At 55.0% G+C, this 16,698-nt stretch carries 15 protein-coding genes and 1 other annotated feature (1 of these 16 cut by a window edge); of the genes, 3 read left to right on the top strand and 12 right to left on the bottom strand.

Annotated elements, in window-relative coordinates:
• Positions 1 to 98: 98 nt before the first annotated feature.
• Positions 99 to 623: a MerR family transcriptional regulator gene (locus CJP46_RS12035; protein ID WP_094595818.1), complete on the top strand. Its 525-nt coding sequence runs from the start codon at positions 99 to 101 to the stop codon at positions 621 to 623.
• Between the two features lie 112 nt (positions 624 to 735).
• Here CJP46_RS12035 and CJP46_RS12030 read toward each other — a convergent pair whose 3' ends face one another.
• Entirely contained in the window at positions 736 to 1,857 is a 1,122-nt protein-coding gene (locus CJP46_RS12030) for a Gfo/Idh/MocA family protein (protein ID WP_094595817.1), read from the bottom strand.
• A gap of 119 nt (positions 1,858 to 1,976) precedes the next feature.
• Between CJP46_RS12030 and CJP46_RS12025 the strand changes: the two genes are divergently transcribed.
• Positions 1,977 to 2,822 carry a LysR family transcriptional regulator gene (locus CJP46_RS12025; protein WP_094596152.1) on the top strand — a complete coding sequence of 282 codons (846 nt, stop codon included), beginning with the start codon at positions 1,977 to 1,979 and terminating at the stop codon, positions 2,820 to 2,822.
• Between the two features lie 146 nt (positions 2,823 to 2,968).
• Here the strand turns inward: CJP46_RS12025 and CJP46_RS12020 are convergent, their stop codons facing one another.
• Together CJP46_RS12020 and CJP46_RS12015 are read right to left on the bottom strand one after the other, a co-directional pair.
• Positions 2,969 to 4,039, bottom strand: a complete 1,071-nt coding sequence (locus CJP46_RS12020; protein ID WP_094595816.1) for a bifunctional 3-deoxy-7-phosphoheptulonate synthase/chorismate mutase — start codon at positions 4,037 to 4,039, stop codon at positions 2,969 to 2,971.
• A 580-nt stretch (positions 4,040 to 4,619) separates the two neighbouring features.
• Positions 4,620 to 5,492, bottom strand: a complete 873-nt coding sequence (locus tag CJP46_RS12015; RefSeq protein WP_094595815.1) for a LysR family transcriptional regulator — start codon at positions 5,490 to 5,492, stop codon at positions 4,620 to 4,622.
• Positions 5,493 to 5,620: 128 nt separating this feature from the next.
• Between CJP46_RS12015 and CJP46_RS12010 the strand changes: the two genes are divergently transcribed.
• The gene (locus tag CJP46_RS12010; protein WP_094595814.1) at positions 5,621 to 6,538 is read left to right on the top strand and encodes an NADP-dependent oxidoreductase; all 918 of its coding nucleotides are present in this window, start codon (positions 5,621 to 5,623) and stop codon (positions 6,536 to 6,538) included.
• 102 nt (positions 6,539 to 6,640) lie between these two features.
• On the opposite strand, the gene CJP46_RS12005 is transcribed toward CJP46_RS12010, so the two are convergent.
• The 9 genes from CJP46_RS12005 to CJP46_RS11965 all read right to left on the bottom strand — a co-directional run bounded on the left by CJP46_RS12005 (position 6,641) and on the right by CJP46_RS11965 (position 16,554).
• Positions 6,641 to 7,846 (bottom strand): acyltransferase, encoded by a 1,206-nt coding sequence (locus tag CJP46_RS12005; protein WP_094595813.1) that lies wholly within the window; start codon positions 7,844 to 7,846, stop codon positions 6,641 to 6,643.
• 349 nt (positions 7,847 to 8,195) lie between these two features.
• On the bottom strand, positions 8,196 to 9,686 hold the full coding sequence (locus CJP46_RS12000) for a sodium:solute symporter family protein (protein WP_094595812.1): 1,491 nt from the start codon (positions 9,684 to 9,686) through the stop codon (positions 8,196 to 8,198).
• On the bottom strand, positions 9,686 to 9,916 hold the full coding sequence (locus tag CJP46_RS11995; protein ID WP_094595811.1) for a DUF3311 domain-containing protein: 231 nt from the start codon (positions 9,914 to 9,916) through the stop codon (positions 9,686 to 9,688). Before CJP46_RS11995 ends, CJP46_RS12000 begins: the two co-directional genes overlap by 1 nt.
• A gap of 258 nt (positions 9,917 to 10,174) precedes the next feature.
• Positions 10,175 to 10,636: a RidA family protein gene (locus tag CJP46_RS11990; RefSeq protein ID WP_094595810.1), complete on the bottom strand. Its 462-nt coding sequence runs from the start codon at positions 10,634 to 10,636 to the stop codon at positions 10,175 to 10,177.
• A 17-nt stretch (positions 10,637 to 10,653) separates the two neighbouring features.
• Positions 10,654 to 11,859 carry a M20 family metallopeptidase gene (locus CJP46_RS11985; protein ID WP_218831030.1) on the bottom strand — a complete coding sequence of 402 codons (1,206 nt, stop codon included), beginning with the start codon at positions 11,857 to 11,859 and terminating at the stop codon, positions 10,654 to 10,656.
• Positions 11,860 to 11,887: 28 nt separating this feature from the next.
• Positions 11,888 to 12,979, bottom strand: a complete 1,092-nt coding sequence (locus tag CJP46_RS11980) for an alanine racemase (protein ID WP_094595809.1) — start codon at positions 12,977 to 12,979, stop codon at positions 11,888 to 11,890.
• Between the two features lie 524 nt (positions 12,980 to 13,503).
• Positions 13,504 to 14,172 carry a helix-turn-helix transcriptional regulator gene (locus CJP46_RS11975; RefSeq protein ID WP_094595808.1) on the bottom strand — a complete coding sequence of 223 codons (669 nt, stop codon included), beginning with the start codon at positions 14,170 to 14,172 and terminating at the stop codon, positions 13,504 to 13,506.
• Between the two features lie 265 nt (positions 14,173 to 14,437).
• Positions 14,438 to 14,911: a YbaK/EbsC family protein gene (locus CJP46_RS11970; protein WP_094595807.1), complete on the bottom strand. Its 474-nt coding sequence runs from the start codon at positions 14,909 to 14,911 to the stop codon at positions 14,438 to 14,440.
• Positions 14,912 to 14,991: 80 nt separating this feature from the next.
• Entirely contained in the window at positions 14,992 to 16,554 is a 1,563-nt protein-coding gene (locus CJP46_RS11965) for a 2-isopropylmalate synthase (RefSeq protein ID WP_094595806.1), read from the bottom strand.
• A gap of 95 nt (positions 16,555 to 16,649) precedes the next feature.
• Positions 16,650 to 16,698 (bottom strand) — a binding site (T-box leader); it runs 188 nt beyond the window's last position.

Here is a 16,698-nt window from a genome sequence, read left to right as displayed (position 1 = left end):
AAAGCCATTGTACGAAAAAAGAAAAGCTTGCCCCGTTTGACTTGGAGTCGGCTCCAAGAGGTATAATGCACCTAAGTATCCATTTCAGGAGGTGCAGGATGATAACCGAGCAATCGTTCACGATAAAACAAACCGCGGAGTTGACTGGACTTTCCGAGGACACGATCCGTTATTACGAAAAAATCAAGCTGCTCCCTCCGGCGGACAGGAAGGACAATGGGCATCGCGTCTACCGCCGGAAAGATATCCATACGATCAAATTGATATCCTGCTTGAAAAAAACAGGGATTTCGCTGGATGCCATGAAGCCGTTTCTGAAGGTATCTGCTAACCCCGATCCCGCCGAGTATCTTGAATTGATCGAGATGTTAAGGAGTCACCGGGAGGATATCGTCAGCCAAATCTCATCGCTTCAGCTGCTCGTTGATTTTATAGACGTCAAGTTGGAAGAAGGACGACCTCGCCAAGAATGCTCGGAACAAAACCCGGGCGACAGTATAGAAAACGGACAAGAGAACGGTCTGGAAGAGCGCAAGGAGCAAGCAAAAGCAAAGCCCATTTCCGTCGAGGAAATGAACTACTTTCCACAGCTGCGAAAACGGGAAAATCGCCGAATCCGATGAAGGATACGACGGTTATATAAAAATGGCGGCAGTCTAGGACCTCATCTCCTGTCCTAGCTGCCGCCGTTTCTTTTCCAGGCTTAGTCTGAAATGTAATGTAAGTCCTTTCCGATTAGAATACGCGGATCCGTTTGCCGGTTAAGGCAGATTGCCGGATCGTTTCCAGTAACCGGTGCAGGCGGGCAGCCTCGTGAAAATCGGGAGCCTGAGACGTGCCTAGACGAATATCCTCTGCCATGATTTGATGTGCCTTCATAACGTGATTCACGAGGACTGAAGGATCTTCGGTCTCGTCGTACACCTTTTGGAACGTCTCCTGATCTCCGTAACCCTCAATATGTCCCGACGGATACAACGCCTGCTCGACTACCAATCCCCCGAACTGGACATGACCTTGGGACTGGGGCTGGGAAATCCGGATGACCCCTTTCTCCCCTTGAATCTCCAATTCAAATTTCGGATAGGTTCCGCCTTGAATATGGATTGATACCGACGCGCCGTTCTCGAGCGTGCCATGAACCATAATCTGGTCGGCCGTTTCTTTCGGCACGGTTTCCCCGGTTCCCAGCACCTTAGCCTCCGAATAATTGCTGTTCATGGTTGCGTAGACTTCTTTCAGATCTCCCAGCACAAACCCAAAAGCGTCGAGCGAGTGCCCCCCGTTAATCGCCAGCAGGCTGGCTCCGTTTTTTTCCTGGAGCAGATAGGCCAAGTTCCGTTCCGTATAACCTCCCTTCCCCGGAGTGGATACCGCCATGGAGGCGGATAACACCCGGCCGATGTCTCCGCGCGAAATGCGATTCTTCGCATCGATCAGGGCAGGAGACTGCCTGGCCTGCAGGCCGACCGCATGATGAATCCCTTTTTGGGAAGCCAGCTCCGCCAGTTCCTCCGCCTCTTCCGGCGTGACGGTTAGCGGCCATTCGCTGTACACGTGTTTCCCCGCGGCGATGGCCTCCTTGATCATTTCGTAATGATGAGGAACTTTGACGCTGACGACCACCAAATCCACATTCCCGGACCGCACCAGTTCACGATAGTCGCCGAAAGCATGGGCGACGCCTAGTTTGGCCGCGCTTTCCCGGGCAGATGCCATATTCGATGTGGCAATGGCGGTAATTTCATGGCCTGTGCTCCGGGTCAGAGCCGGAATGTGAGTCTTGCTGGCCCATTGATTGTTGAGCGAACCACCGATGATCCCCGTGCGTATTTTTTTTGAACCCCTTGTTTCCATTTTCATTCTCCTCCCAGCTTTATGATCGTTGACGGTTCCAGTATACTAAGATAGAGTCATCATGAATAATGCATGATATCAATAGAGTCATCATCATTTTTGATACCTTGGAGGTCCGCATGGATATCGACAATATGAAAGCCTTCGTTACCGTCGCCGAACTAAAAAGCCTGTCGGCCGCAGCCGTCAAACTGAATCATCTGCAGTCCAATATGACGGCCAAGATCAAAAAAATCGAATCCCATTACGGACAGCAGCTTTTCATTCGAAGTGCGAAAGGCATGGAGCTGACGTCAGAGGGATGGAAGCTGTACCGCCAATACAAAAAAATGCTCGTCCTATGGGAAGAGACCGAGCTGGATATGAGCCAGAGGGAGATGAAGCTTCGGATGGGCACCATGCAGTCCGTCTTCGGCAAAGAACTCACGGATGCATTGACCCGTTTATATGAGAGCCAAGCCGATCTGTCTGTCACGCTAAAGACCGGGACCACGCAGTCGATGGAGCACGAATTAATCCAAGGAAACATCGATTTGGCCTTTACCATCGGCAGGACCGATTCGCCGCAGTTAAGTTACAAAAAGCTGGGTACGGAGGAGATGGTGCTCATCGGCAAAAAGTTCGCCAGCGGACAGAGCCTGGAATGCTGCCTCCACGGGGAGAACTGGATCATTTTGACCCGGGACTGCTTATACGCAGCGACTCTGGAGCGGCTTTATGCCGAGCTTGACCTTGAAAAAGGGGAAATCACCGAAGTGGGGATCCTAGATACCCTCCTTCAATTGACCTCACTTGGGATGGGCATCTCCTTGATATCCAAAAATATCGTGATGCAGCACGGATTTTCGGCGTATGCGCAGCTTCCGGAGCCGTTCCGCTATGTGGACAAATATTTGGTGACCCGCGCGGGATACGAGATGTCTCCCCTGGAAAAAAGCTTTGTGGAAACGAGCCATTTTCTTTGAAAAAACATCGATCGAGTACATTCAAGGTAGCCAGACCGCAATATGTAAAAAAAGCCGGGTTCCTTCCGCATGCAGCATTGGAGGAGACCCGGCTCTATGAAGTTGGGCTATCGTGATTTAAACAGGTCGCATTTCTGAAAACCGGCTTACAGCAGTCCGGAACCTTTGACCTGGTTGTAGAATTCCTGGAACTGCGGAATGTTGAACTGCTGGGCCGCGTCCGACAACGCGGTAGCCGGGTCCGGATGCACCTCGACCATCACGCCGTCCGCTCCGGCGGCCAAAGCGGCTTTGGCACAAGGCGCCATGATGTCTTTGCGGCCGGTGGAATGGGTCACGTCAACCAGCACCGGCAGATGCGTTTCCTGTTTCAGAATCGGTACAGCCGAAATGTCGAGCGTGTTGCGCGTCGCTTTTTCGTACGTGCGGATGCCCCGCTCAATCAGCATGATCTGCGTGTTGCCCCGGGATAAAATGTACTCGGCCGCATGCACGAATTCGTCGATGGTCGCCGCCAGCCCGCGCTTCAGCAGAATCGGCGTCCGGACGTCGCCCGCCGCCTTCAGCAGCTCGAAGTTCTGCATGTTTCTGGCCCCGATCTGGATAACGTCGATGTAATCGCATGCCAGCTCGATATGAGCCGGATCCACGATTTCGCTGATCGTCTTCAGCCCGAATTCGCTCGCCACTTCCTTCAGAATTTTCAGGCCTTCAATGCCAAGCCCCTGGAAATCGTAAGGCGAGGTTCTCGGCTTGAACGCGCCGCCGCGCATCACGGTGATGCCAGCTTCTTTCAGAGCGGCCGCCACGGTGCGGACCTGTTCGTAGCTCTCGACCGAGCACGGTCCCGCGATCATGACCGGTTTGCCCCCGCCAATCGTCACATTGCCCAGCTGAATGACGGTATCCTCCGCCTTTTTCTTGCGGCTGACGAGCAGGTGCTTCTTATGATCGACCTGCTGCAGCGTCAGCGTTGCTTGAAAAATTTGCTTGAACAGATGCCGAACCGTTTCATGGTCAAACGGTCCTTCGTTGCTGGCCACGAGCTTCTCCAGCATTTCCTTTTCACGGACCGGATCAAACTTCGGCACGCCCTGCTTTTCCTTCTCTACACCAAGCTCCTGTGCGATCCGTGCCCGTTCGGACAGCAGCGACAGCAGCTGAAGATTCACCTCATCCAATTGATTGCGCAGTTCTTCCAAGCGCCCTTGACTCATCTCTCATCTCTCCTCACCTAGTGTTAAATATCTAAATAAAACAAAAAAGACCCCTGTCCGCCAAGGGACGAGGAGTCGTGGTACCACCCTTATTAGACATGCGCACGTTATGGCCGCACATCTCACTTGAACCTTTTAACGCAAGGGAAACGGGTATTCCTACGTCCTGCACCCATCGTGCAGGGAATCAAAATACCGGCTCAGGAATGAACTTCGGCGGGCAGTGTTCCTCGGATGCTCACAGTCTATCGGCATACCGTCCCTGGCAGGAGCTTTCTCCGCTTACTCTTTCCTTCACAGCTTGTATCTTATGAATTAGCTCGAATTAAAATTTAAAAGCATTGTATTACAATCCGTGGAAAGGATGCAAGATCACAAGGTAACGCGTTAGTGTATTAAATCGAGTTACACTTAATTCAACAAATGCATTTCATTCGTCGTTACTTGTCCAAATCAAGGGAGATGCGGACGAGAACCAAACGATGCTTTTCGCGTCTTTCGGCTATTATAAAAAGCCGAGGAGCTTCGAGTTCAGCCGCGCTGCAGCGGACTCCAACTCGAGATTTCTCTCCGCCTTGGTCTACTCGGCAAAATACGCGGCCACGAGGTCCCGGAATTCTCGGGCAGCGGCCGACAGGTAGCGCTGCTCATTCCAGACGAAGTAAAATTGGCGCCGGCACTCCGGGTCAGCCACGGGGACTAGAGCGACGCCCGGTATGTCTTTGTCCCCTTTTTTGCAGCCGGACAGCGCCACCCCAACGCCCGCGCGTACGAGACTCAGGATCGCCGGCGGCTCGTCGACCCGGCAAATGTACCGGGGAGCCGTCCCGGCCTGCTTAAAGAAGCTGTCATTGATTTGCTGAAAGACAAAGTCTTCCCGGTATCCGATAAAGGGCTCCTCCGCTGCTTCCTTCAAAGAAACCTGACGGCGGCCGGCCAGTGGATGCGCAGAGGGCACGGCCAAGTACAGTTCTTCGCTCAGCACCGCCGCATGGGCATACCCCGCCTGATTCAGCGGCAGCGGTGTAAAGCCGAGGTCCGCCTCCCCAGAGCTGAGAAATTCGTTCATCTGCTCGATGGGAGCCTGGGAAATTTGAAAGTTCACTTCCGGATGGGCCGCTATAAATTCGGTGATCGGCCCGGTCATCCGCTCCAGCGTCGTCGTGACGAGACGGATGCTGCCTCGCTCCAGCCCGGCGAGGTCCGCCACCTCCCGCTTGCCTTCCTCCAGCAGGCGGAGCGCCTCCTCTGCTTTGCTCAGAAACGCCTTACCATAGGAGTTCAGCCGAATTCTTCCCGCTTGCCGGTCAAACAGCGGAACGCCGATATCCTCCTCCAGCCGGGAAATCGTCTTGCTGAGCGCCGGCTGGGCAATTCTCAGCTCTTGTGACGCCTTCGTCATGTGCTCCAGCCTGGCCACGGTTCGGAAATACTGCAGCTGCAGCAGTTCCATGGCTCTCCCCCCTTTCCATATACTTAAATATATAGGTATCATAATTCAATATATATTTCCGTTTATCGTAGCTTGATTATAAAATGAGCTGGAAAGGAAATCAATGGAGGCTGAAAGGAGTGAATCGCATGAAAGCCATAACGTTCAACCGCTTGGGTCCGCCGGGCGTGCTGCAGCTGACCGAGCTGCCCGTCCCGTCCGCCGGACCGGGAGCCGTCCGGGTACGCGTCAAAACGGCCGGCGTTATGCCGATCGACGCCAAGGTCCGCAGCGGAAGCGTTCCGTATGCGCAGTCCCACCCCTTCCCGATCATCCCCGGGAATGAATTTGCCGGGACCGTCGATGAGGTCGGGGACGGCGTTAGCGAGTTCGCCCGCGGAGACGAAGTGATCGGCTTCACGACGTTTGGCGGGTATGCCGAATATGTGGTCGTCGGCAGCGACCAGCTCATTCATAAACCAGCCGCCATGCCCTGGGAGACCGCCGGAGGTTTTACCGGCAACGGGCAGGGCGCCCATATGGCGCTGGAAGCGATCCGTATCCAGCCGGGAGATACCGTGCTGATCCATGGGGCTGCCGGCGGGCTTGGCACCTTCGCCGTGCAGCTCGCGCTGGCCCGGGGCGCCGGCAAGGTGATCGGCACGGCCAGCGCGGCCAATCAGGATCACCTGCTTCGCCTGGGCGCCGTACCGCTCGGCTACGGGGAAGGGCTCGCCGCCCGCGCACATGCCATCGCTCCTGAAGGAGTGGATGCCGCACTGCATGCGGGCGGAGACGATGACCTTGCCTTGCAGGCATCCGTGGACCTTGTCCAGGACGTTAGCCGCATTGTGGCGATGGTACCGAATGACACGGCCCGAGAGCTTGGCATTCGGCAGCTGACCGGCACGCGCAGCAGGGAACGACTTGCCGACCTCGTCCAGTTATACACCCAAGGCAAAATCGATATCCATATCCGCAATGTACTGCGGCTGGATCAGGCCCAGGAAGCCCACAAGGAAATCGAGACAGGCCATGGCCGCGGAAAAATCGTTCTGTCGGTGTAAATCCTACTAAAAAAAGATGCCATCAATCATCGATCGATGGCATCCTTTTTCGTGTTGCAGCTCCATAGCATGGCTGCTTTATACGGAGTATGGAAGACGGCGTCAAGATACCGCCGGCGACTCCTTGCGGAAGTCGGATTCGCCCGCCTTGCCCCGCTTCACGGCACGGCGTTTTGCACCGACGATCCAGCGCGAACCCGGCAGATGCGACAGTGTGTAGCTGATACCAAGCGAAGCGATCACGGTCAGACCGAAGGTCAGGAGCGTGAAAGACACGTGACTGCCGGCTAGATCCATCGGACGCGTAAAAAAAGCGATCACGTAAATGATCAACGCGTGTACGAGATAGCCGCCGAACGAATACCGGCCGATCCAGGTAAGCAGCCGCAAGAACGCCTGGCTCCGCCCCTGCATCATAATGAGCAGCCCGTACAGCAGAAGCATCTGCGCCACGATGATGACAAAGGTCGATGGCCGCAGGTACGTGGAAATATTCAAATTCACGACCTCTCCCGACCCTTGCAGTACGTCATATCCCAGCTTGATGTACATGGCCAGGAATACGAGTCCGGTCCAAGGCAGCAGCCGGGTGCACCACTTCCGCCAGTTGGAGACGGATGCCGCGCATACCGCGCCGGCCACAAAATAAAAACCGTACATCACGAACGAATAGCTGCGGTACTGCAGCAAAACAGACCAGGGTCCGCCAAGCCCTTCGGCCCAGCTCCCCATCCGGTAATAGGACAGATACAGCAAAACGGCATAAATGATAAAGGATCCACCCAGGATCGCGGATAACACGCCTGCCCGCGTCTTTGTCGGCAGAGGCCCGATTACGCGCCGCGCCGCCCGGAACACCCAGGCAAACAGCGGAAACAGCAGGTAAAACTGAAAGATCATCAGAATAAACCACAGCTGGTATCCATTTTGCGGAACGAACATCTCTTTCAGCAGCGTTCCCCAGTCCTGACCTCCTTTTTGCCAGAAGGATGGGGTAAACACGTGGACATACAGCCAATAAATCACCGTCCAGCACAGGAAAGGGACATACACGTCCCCGAACCGTTTGCGGATAAACGGACCGTACCGAAACCGTTCACCATAGTTGTAAAACAACAGCACGGCGGATAAAAAAACGAAGGTCGGCGTTCCGAAACGGGTCAGGTGGTAGATCATCGTCAGCATGGTAGAATCCGCGGCCACAATGTCGGGCCTGTAAATGTACTCGGCAATGGAATGCTGCATCACGATCGCCAGAAAGGCGAGCCCCCGCAGCTGCGTCCACTCTTCGATTCGCGGTTTGCCCATGAGCATGAGGTCCTCCTTCTTCTTGTTCAGGGCCAGTATACCTGTTCAATATTAAATGAACCTTAAACCAAGCGGAATTAACAAATTTTCTCTTATCTAAAGGGTTATTTTTTTGCCCGTACATGGTTCACGATTCCTCCAGGTTTCAACATTCCCCTTACTAAAATTTAAAAAAACCGGGAAGTCCAGTGTTCTGGACGTTCCCGGCTCGAAGGACTGTATACACGAAGTCGGTCCTGCTTAAGGGTTATTAAAGAATCCCCTTGATCCATATAAGTTCAACACGGATGCAACAACTTTCTAATGCCTACTAACACTTTCTAACGTTGCCCACCACTCGCAACACCGATCAAACACCCTTGACAGCCGCGCGCTCGGCAGCGGCGCTGCCGCGGCTGGCGGACAAGGAGCGGGTCGCTACGCTGACGATCAGGGAGACCACGATGTTGGCAAGCAGCGCCACGATGCCCACGTTCAAATCCTGGAACCAGCTCGGGGCCGTCGGGAAAAAGGTGCCCATCGTGGCGCCGATCAGGTTGATATAAGCGACGATCAGCACGCCGACGGTCACTCCGGCGAACACGCCGTACTTGTTCAATGGATTCCGCTTCATAAAGCTTGTGACTACCGCAGGCGTCAGCTGCGACACGAAACCGTAACCGCTCAGCATCAGCAGCAGGATCGCCGAGCCGCTGTTGAACGTAAAGATGAGCGCGATCGCTGCCACCACCGGCACCAGCCAGCGCGCCAAATTCATGACCGTGCGGTCGTCCGTCCGAGGCCGGAGCGCTTTGACGACGTTGTTGGCGATCAATGATGCCGTCGTCATCAGCAGCATCGATCCCGGAACGATCGCCGTCAGCAGCCCGGCAGCGCCAAGGAGCCCGACGACCCAGGGGCTGAAGGTCTGCTTCACGATGGCGAAGATGGCGATGTCGTTGTTACTGACGCCGTCCACCTGCAGTACCGCCGATGTCCCGATGAACAGGACAAACAGCGTAAACAGCATATAAAGCGGGAGCATCAGCGTATTTTTACGGATGGAGCGTGCATTTTTACCGGAATAGGTGGCGATGAATCCGTGCGGCCACATGTAATATCCAAAGGACAGCAGGATCAAACTGGATACGTACCAGGACGTGCTGTACCCCTTGTCCTCCAGGCCGAGAAAACCGGGCTTGGCGCTCTCCACCGCCCGGAACATATCCCCAATGCCACCATAATAGTGAAACGGCAGATACAATCCGAGGAACACCACGACTACCACGATGAGGATGTCCTTGATGACGGCCGTCCAGGCCGAGCCGTGAATGCCCGAAATCATAACGTAGACCGTGACGGCGATCACGCCGAACCAGATCGCGGCATTCGGCGAAATGGCGCCATACGACGCTTCGGAGATGATCAGCCCCAGCCCCTTCAGCTGGATGATCAGATAAGGAATCATCGAAATGAAGCCGACGACCGCCACAAAAATGCCGAGAGCCGGGCTGTCGTATTTTTTGATGAAAAAATCGGACTGGGAAATCAGATTATGCTTCTTCCCGTACTTCCAAATCTTTGGCAGCAGCCAGTATCCGATGATGAAATTGAGCATCGTGATGTTGTAAAACGCGGCCCCGCCGCGGCCGAACGCCCAACCGCTGATGCCCATCAGGGCGTTGACCGTATACAGCTCGCCCGCCATCAACAGAAAAATGAACGCCGTCCCGAAACCGCGCCCCCCGACGGACCATTCTTCGAGACTCATTTTTTTGCCTTTTGACGCCCGGATGCCGAGGTACAGCGCCAGGACCAGGAAAACGCCGATAATCGAGATGGAAATAGCCTGATGTGACATTACTCCGTCGCCTCCTTCTCTTCTTCCCGGTTTTCCGGATTAAGCCTATGCACCAGCAGCATAATGCCGACCCCGAGGATGATCCACAGCACCATCCAAAACAGCAATAAAGGCATGCCGAGCACAAACACATGGCGTTCCTCGTAAATCCGGTTCATCCAGATCACGCCGAGCGGCATCCCCAGATATGCAACAAGAGATAGCAGATATAATGGAACCTTGCTCTTCATCGTTCGGTCCTCCGGTTCGTTGATTTTCAAGCTTCGGTCTGTTACATTAGTAGTCTGATTATTTTTCCGGAGCGGTGGTTCATTGGATTGAACCCCCTCCTTTTTTTATGAGATCAGAAAGTATAAACTTCCGAGTCTTAAAGTCCTTATCTCGCAAGAAAAAATTCCGCTAACAACGGTATTTCTTCTTAGCGATGCGTAGATAGACGTTTTTTTATGGATGAAAAATAACTCTTCCGGCAGTCTGATCCACCGCCGTTATTCGATCTCGACGATGATTTCCACCTCGACCGGCGTATCAAACGGCAGCTCGTTCGTCCCGATCGCGGAGCGCGCATGCTTGCCCTTCTCCCCGAACACCTCGATCAGCAGATCCGAAGCCCCGTTCAGCACGTAAGGCTGGTCTTTGAATCCCGTAGCGCTTTGGATGAAGCCGAGCATTTTCACCACTTTCTTCACCCGGTCCAGGCTGCCCAGATGGGCCTGCAGCGACGATAAAATGTTGACGATGCACCGGCGCGCCGCCTCTTGACCCTGCTCGATCGTCAGCTCTTCCCCGAGTTTGCCGGTCAAAATCAGCTCTCCGTTCTTGCGGCAGTCATGGCCTGAAGTGTACAGCAAATTCCCCACCTGATTTACGGGTACATAAGAGAACTTCGGCTCGCCGACCTGCTCCAGCTCGATGTTCAGCTCTTTCAATCTCTCTTGAATACTCATCATGATTCCTCCTGTAATGGTTATGGTTGAAGCAGCCGCATGGCGAGCTGCATGTATACCTTCGCTGCATCCGCCACCTGACGGACGGGCGCCCGCTCATCCTTGACATGGGCTTGATCCAGCGATCCCGGCCCAAAAATGACGGTCGGTATGCCCAGATCAACGGACAGAAACGGCGCTTCGCAGGTCGCTGCGAAAATACCGATGGCGGATGGGCTGCCGAGCACCTCACCGGTGACGGCCGCCAGCGCCTGCACGAGCTTATGGTCCTGCGGAATGGTCGACGCCGGAATGAACAAGTAATCGTCGACTTCGTAGGCGGCTTCACCCGAATCTGCACCTAAGCCTGTGCTTGAGCCCGTGCCTGTGCCTGTACCTGCCGCCGCATTCAGCGCCTCCTTCAGCTGTTCCAGCACCTGCGCCGCCGTCTCCCCCGGGATGACCCGGCGGTCGATCTCGATCTCGCAGTGCTGGGGCACGATGTTTGGCGCCGTCCCGCCCTTGATCTGCGTGACGTTCAGCGTCGCGTACCCGAGAAGCGGATCGGCGCTCTCCTTAAGGCGGCTTCGAAGCGGCTCCAGCGCCGAGATCAGCGCCGCCATCTTAGGAATGGCGTTGTCGGGCTCCAGCACCTTCGCCGCATGGCCGGCGACGCCCGCGGTGCGGATCCGGTAGCGGCCGACGCCTTTATGGGCGGTGCAGATGCCGAGATCGGTCGGCTCGCCGATGACGGCGTAGTCGGCATGAACGCCGCTTCGCAAAAAGTGGCGCATGCCGACGTTCTCACGCTCTTCATCCACGTTGAAGAGCAGGATCAGCTCCCCGGCGAACGGGCAGCCGCGCCGGTGCAGCAGGATGGCCGCGTACAGCATGGCCGCGACGCCCGACTTCATATCGGCGGCTCCCCGGCCGATAATATGGCCGTCCCGGAGACATGCTGCAAACGGATCCGTGCTCCAGCCTTCCCCGGCCGGGACGACGTCGAGATGGCCGTTGTACAGTAGCGCCGGCCCTTCCGCGACGCCCTTCAACCGGGCGACCACATTCGGCCGTTCCGGCGCGGCCCACTGCAGCTCGGCCTCGATCCCCTCGGCCCGAAGGAGCTTCAAGACATATCGGGCGGCTGCCTCTTCGCGCCCCGGCGGATTTTCGCTCGGGATGCGGATGAGTCCGCAGACGGTATCCAGCAGCTCCTGCTCGTTAAATGAATCAAGGTCCTTCATCATGAATCCTTCAGCCTCCTCTCTGTACCGGTCAGCTGTTCCTGCCCCGGGCGTCGATCCGGATCATCTCGACCGGCTTTCCACCGCGGAAGCCGACGATTTCATCGCACAGATTCGGGAGGACACAGGCATGATTCGGAATGACGGTCAGGCGCTGGCCGATATGGAGCGATGCGGAAGCCGGATCATAGCTGAGGAATCCGTGCTCTTCGTTCAGCTTGAAGATTTCGATGTCGGGGTGCTCCACGACGTAGCCGTAACCTTTGGAGAACGGCATCATGTCCGTGGTGAGCGTTTTGGACCCCGCGTCGATGATCGCCCGGCCCGGAGCCGGGACGCTGACGACCGTCGTGATCACCCGCAGCGCGCAATCGTCCACTGTGATCATGCCCATCGACAATTGGCCCACGTCGTGGAATATGTAATTTCCGGCACGAATCTCGGTTACGCCCTCCAGCTCCTGCGCAAATTTGGACGACAGCGACGAACCGCCGCTGACAACCGGAACGTCGATCCCCGCTTCTCTCAGCAGATCCGCGGTACTCTTCAGGGTAGCCGCCTCCTGGCGTGCTGTGCTGCGGATCTCTTCCCGGCTTTCTTCGCCGTAAATCTGTCCCGCGTAGGACAGCAGCCCGGTGATTTCGATCCCCGGCAGGTTCTGGATCCGCTGTGCAAATTGCAGCGTGTCCTCCCCCGGCTGGCGGCCGCAGCGTCCGATGCCCCCGTCCACTTCGATGTAGAGCGGGATGCGGCGTCCGAGACGCTCGCCCACCTCCGACACCGCCGTGGCGCCTTCCACGCTGTCGGCAACCGTCGTTACTTTGACCTTTTGTGCCAGGTGATACAGCCGCTCTTGCTTGTCTTCGCCAATGATGGGAAAAGCGATCAAAATATCGTCAATTCCCGCGTCAGCCATCACTTCCGCTTCCCCCAGCTTCGCGCAGGTAATGCCGGTGCTGCCGGCCTCCAGCTGCTTGCGGGCAAAATAAACCGACTTGTGCGACTTGATGTGGGGACGGTGCCGGATTCCGGCCTTTCTCGCTTCCTCCGCCATGTTGCGGATATTGCGTTCGGCAATGTCCAATTCCACGATGACGGCAGGCGTTGATACGGTTTGGACCATCTTGTTCCCTCCTTGAATGTCACAGTTCGTGATGATAGGTGTGTCCTTGTTGTGGACCGCTGAGACGATCAAATTCCAAAACAATAAAAAAAATAATTAGATCAAAAAAATATTTTTTTGATTGTTCACATTATGAATCCCATCGTCGCGCATTGTCAATATAATCCTCCAGAAAGAAAGCATACGGGACATTCTTGTCTGCACTTTTTGTATGTCTGGCGCTCAATACGATTCAGCATTATTTTGAATACGCTTTCAAATCATGATGAAGAAAAGCCCAAATAATAGGCTTACTTTCATGCAGCACGATTCCCACTTTTGACATGGCGAATGCTTTTACAGGTAGGCCGAACTGCCAGCAGACTCATCAGCTGCAACGGTCCACTCGCTCGGACTCTTGACTCACCGCAAGCCGTCTTCGTTCAGCCCTCGGCGCTTACGAGGCAGTGTGCGGATTCCTTCCGCCCTTGTCTGTCACTTCGCCATTCGTTATCCATCCTGCCCTAGCCCGCGGCTTCTCCTTGCTATACCCTGTTCTTCGGCACGCCTTTTTCCTGGTTTGCCCGGATTTCGTCGAGATAGTTATACAGCGTAAACTTGGAAATATCGAGGAACTGGCATACTTTATCCCCCGCCTTTTTCACGAGAAAAGCGCCGCGCATATCAAGAAACTGCACCGCCTTCACCTTGTCTTCCTTGCTCATATGCGAGACCGGCTTCCCGATTTCCTTTTGGCATTCCTGCAGCAGATAATCGAGCAGATCGTTCACGTCATTGACGAACACCTCTTTCACTTCCTGATCGAGGCTGTGCATCGTCAGCGAGCGGATCGTATTCTCCGCAACAAGCAGGTCGGAAATATCCAGGTTCATGCAGAGCGCCCCGATCGTCTCACCTTTGCTGTTCTTGAAGTAGGTTGAGGAGGAACGCAAAATTTTGCCTTCCTTCGTCTGGGTGATATAGTTGTAGCGGTCTCCCTCCGTCACGGTTCCGCGCAGTACCTCCAGCCCGAGATTGCTGCCGCAGTCCCCAACTTTCCGGCCGGTAATGTGGCCGTTCTCGATCGCCACGATCGTACTTTCGTACCCTTGCGTCAAATCGTGAAGCACCACTTCGCATTTCTCCCCAAACTGGGCGGCGATGGCCCGGATAACAGGCAGCAGCACATTCAGCTCTTCCTTGATATGTTCCATAGATCCCACTCTCTTTAATCTGTCATCTAAAAATAATTCTGAGTATCAAAAAAACTTTCATGCATCTCTAGTTTGTTCAAAATCGTTCCTTTTGTCAAGGCATGACGGCAGAACCACGGCAGGCTGCACGAAAAATGATAAGCACAAAAGAAGCAGCATGTGCTGCTTCTTTTGGGATCGGACCTCAGGATGCGGAGCCCGAACTGTTTCCCAACCGCATAAATACGTTCGTCTCCGGCTGTACTCATAACCTCGGCCCCATACCTTATTGAATTGTCATTACCTGTCCGGCTGTCATTGCAATTAGCTCCTCCGGGGTGCAAGAAAATACCGCCTTCGGATGACCGGCCGCCGCCCAAATGGTGCCGAATTTCAATAAGCCTTCATCAATAATCGTCGTGATTCTCTCCAGGTGACCAATCGGCGCTACACCTCCGATGACAAAGCCGGTGTGTTCCCGCACGAAATCTGCGTCAGCCTTCTTCAGCTTGACGTTAAGCGAGGAGGAAACAAGCTTTTCATTGACGCGGTTTACGCCGCTTGCTACAACAAGTACAGGTTCATTTGAACCGCTCAGACGGAAAATAATTGACTTCGCAATTTGTGCCACTTCGCAGCCAATCGCCGCCGCGGCTTCTTCCGCCGTGCGAGTGCTGTCCGGCAGTTCCACCACCCGATGGTCAAAGCCCATATCACGGAGATGGCTCTGCACCCGCTCGGCACTCTCTTTTAATGCCATGATATATGTCTCCCCCTTCCTTCGGAGCTGTTCATTACTACACACGCATTCGGCTGAGTACCGCCGCCGTCCGTCTCCCTCTACTCGTTCGCGCCCTGCACGGCCGCCTGCGGCTCGCCCGGTGCGTCCAGCACGGCGGCGTTGATTCCGTTCAGGAACGCCAGTGCGCTCGCTTTGATAATGTCGGTATCCATCGCTCGCCCGGAATAGGTTTTGCCTTGGTATTCCAGCCGGATGTTGACGCGGCCGATGGCCTCTTTGCCCCGCGACAGGCTGTTGATTTTATAATCCTTCAGCTGCACGTCAATTCCGACCAAAGCCTTGATCGCGCTGTACAGCGCATCGATCGGTCCGTCCCCTACCTTGCTGTCCGTAAAGCTTTCGCCGCCTTTTTTCAGCTGGACGGTCGCCGTCGGCAGGATGTCGTTGGTTACGACCTGGAAGGATTCCAGCTCATACAAATGGCTGGTGCCCTGATCGATCTTGCGGTGCTTGGTCACCAGGTAGAACACATCATGGTCGTAAACTTCCTTTTTGGCGTCGGCCAGCTGCAAAAATTTCGCAAACAGCTCCTCAAAATCGTCATGGTTGCTCGTGTCGAAGCCGATTTTTTCCACCGCATTTTTGAATGCATGCCGTCCGGAACGCGCGGTCAGGATCAGCTCCATGCTTTCGGCCCCGACTTCCTCCGGCGACATGATTTCGTACACGTTTTTGTCCTTCAGCAGTCCATCTTGGTGAATACCGGACGAATGGGCAAACGCGTTCTCGCCCGTAATCGCCTTGTTCACCTGCACGTCCAGGCCCGTCAAATGCGTCAGCAGCCGGGAGGTGCGAAGAATTTCCTGCAGCTGGATCTGGGTGTGGCAGTTAAAATAGTTCTCCCGAACCTTCAGCCCCATCACCACTTCCTCAAGCGAGGTGTTGCCGGCGCGTTCGCCAAGCCCGTTGATGGTACATTCCACCTTCTCGGCCCCGTTCTTAATCGCGGCCAGCGTGTTCGCTGTGGCCAGACCCAGGTCGTTATGGCAGTGCACGCTAAGGACGACCTTGTCGTTCAAATTTTTCAGCCGGTCGTTGATTTTGCGGATCAGCTCGCCGAACTCTTCCGGAACGGCATAACCTACCGTATCGGGAACGTTGATAATCGTCGCCCCGGCCTTGACCACGGCTTCAATCGTCTGCCACAGGTATTCGAATTCCGACCGGGATGCATCCTCTGTGGAATACTGCACCTCCGGCAGCAGCGTCTTCGCAAACTTAACCGCATCCACGCCCATCTGCATGACGGCGTCCTTCGAGCGGCTGAACTTTTTCTCCACATGGATGTTGGACGTGCCCAGCACGATATGAATGAACGGATTTTGCGCCAGCTTGATGCTTTCATACACGCTTTCGATGTCGCTCTTCACCGCCCGGGCGAGCGCGGTTACGGAGACGCTGTCCCCCACGGTTCTGGCGATTTCCTGCACGGCTTGAAAATCCCCTGCGGACGACGCAGGGAAGCCCGCTTCGATCATATCTACGTTCAGGCGCTTCAGCTGCTGCGCAAATTCAACCTTTTGCTGCGTGTTGAGCTTGGCACCAGGCACCTGCTCTCCGTCGCGTAACGTCGTGTCCAATACGATAATTTTGCGGTTCATCTGTTATTCCTCCCAAATCAAGTGTAGTTTATATATATTTAAAAGCGGTGCCGGCCAAACCCGGAATTTGGCCAACAAAAAAACCCCGTCTCTATGCTAGAGACGAGGTTTAACCCGCGGTACCACTCTAATTCATTTTCAACA

The organism is Paenibacillus sp. XY044 (genome assembly GCF_002257645.1).
Classification (GTDB): Bacteria; Bacillota; Bacilli; order Paenibacillales; family Paenibacillaceae; genus Paenibacillus_AQ.
Note: the sequence above shows the minus strand (reverse complement) of the source record. Positions and strands in the feature narration are given on the sequence as shown.

Coding starts and splice junctions, on each gene's coding strand:
- CJP46_RS12000 (WP_094595812.1), bottom strand. CDS start 9,686: ATGTCACATCAGGCTATTTCCATCTCGATTATCGGCGTTTTCCTGGTC.
- CJP46_RS11965 (WP_094595806.1), bottom strand. CDS start 16,554: ATGAACCGCAAAATTATCGTATTGGACACGACGTTACGCGACGGAGAG.
- CJP46_RS11980 (WP_094595809.1), bottom strand. CDS start 12,979: ATGGTCCAAACCGTATCAACGCCTGCCGTCATCGTGGAATTGGACATT.
- CJP46_RS11970 (WP_094595807.1), bottom strand. CDS start 14,911: ATGGCATTAAAAGAGAGTGCCGAGCGGGTGCAGAGCCATCTCCGTGAT.
- CJP46_RS11985 (WP_218831030.1), bottom strand. CDS start 11,859: ATGATGAAGGACCTTGATTCATTTAACGAGCAGGAGCTGCTGGATACC.
- CJP46_RS12005 (WP_094595813.1), bottom strand. CDS start 7,846: ATGGGCAAACCGCGAATCGAAGAGTGGACGCAGCTGCGGGGGCTCGCC.
- CJP46_RS12025 (WP_094596152.1), top strand. CDS start 1,977: ATGGATATCGACAATATGAAAGCCTTCGTTACCGTCGCCGAACTAAAA.
- CJP46_RS12030 (WP_094595817.1), bottom strand. CDS start 1,857: ATGGAAACAAGGGGTTCAAAAAAAATACGCACGGGGATCATCGGTGGT.
- CJP46_RS12015 (WP_094595815.1), bottom strand. CDS start 5,492: ATGGAACTGCTGCAGCTGCAGTATTTCCGAACCGTGGCCAGGCTGGAG.
- CJP46_RS11975 (WP_094595808.1), bottom strand. CDS start 14,172: ATGGAACATATCAAGGAAGAGCTGAATGTGCTGCTGCCTGTTATCCGG.
- CJP46_RS11995 (WP_094595811.1), bottom strand. CDS start 9,916: ATGAAGAGCAAGGTTCCATTATATCTGCTATCTCTTGTTGCATATCTG.
- CJP46_RS12035 (WP_094595818.1), top strand. CDS start 99: ATGATAACCGAGCAATCGTTCACGATAAAACAAACCGCGGAGTTGACT.
- CJP46_RS11990 (WP_094595810.1), bottom strand. CDS start 10,636: ATGATGAGTATTCAAGAGAGATTGAAAGAGCTGAACATCGAGCTGGAG.
- CJP46_RS12010 (WP_094595814.1), top strand. CDS start 5,621: ATGAAAGCCATAACGTTCAACCGCTTGGGTCCGCCGGGCGTGCTGCAG.
- CJP46_RS12020 (WP_094595816.1), bottom strand. CDS start 4,039: ATGAGTCAAGGGCGCTTGGAAGAACTGCGCAATCAATTGGATGAGGTG.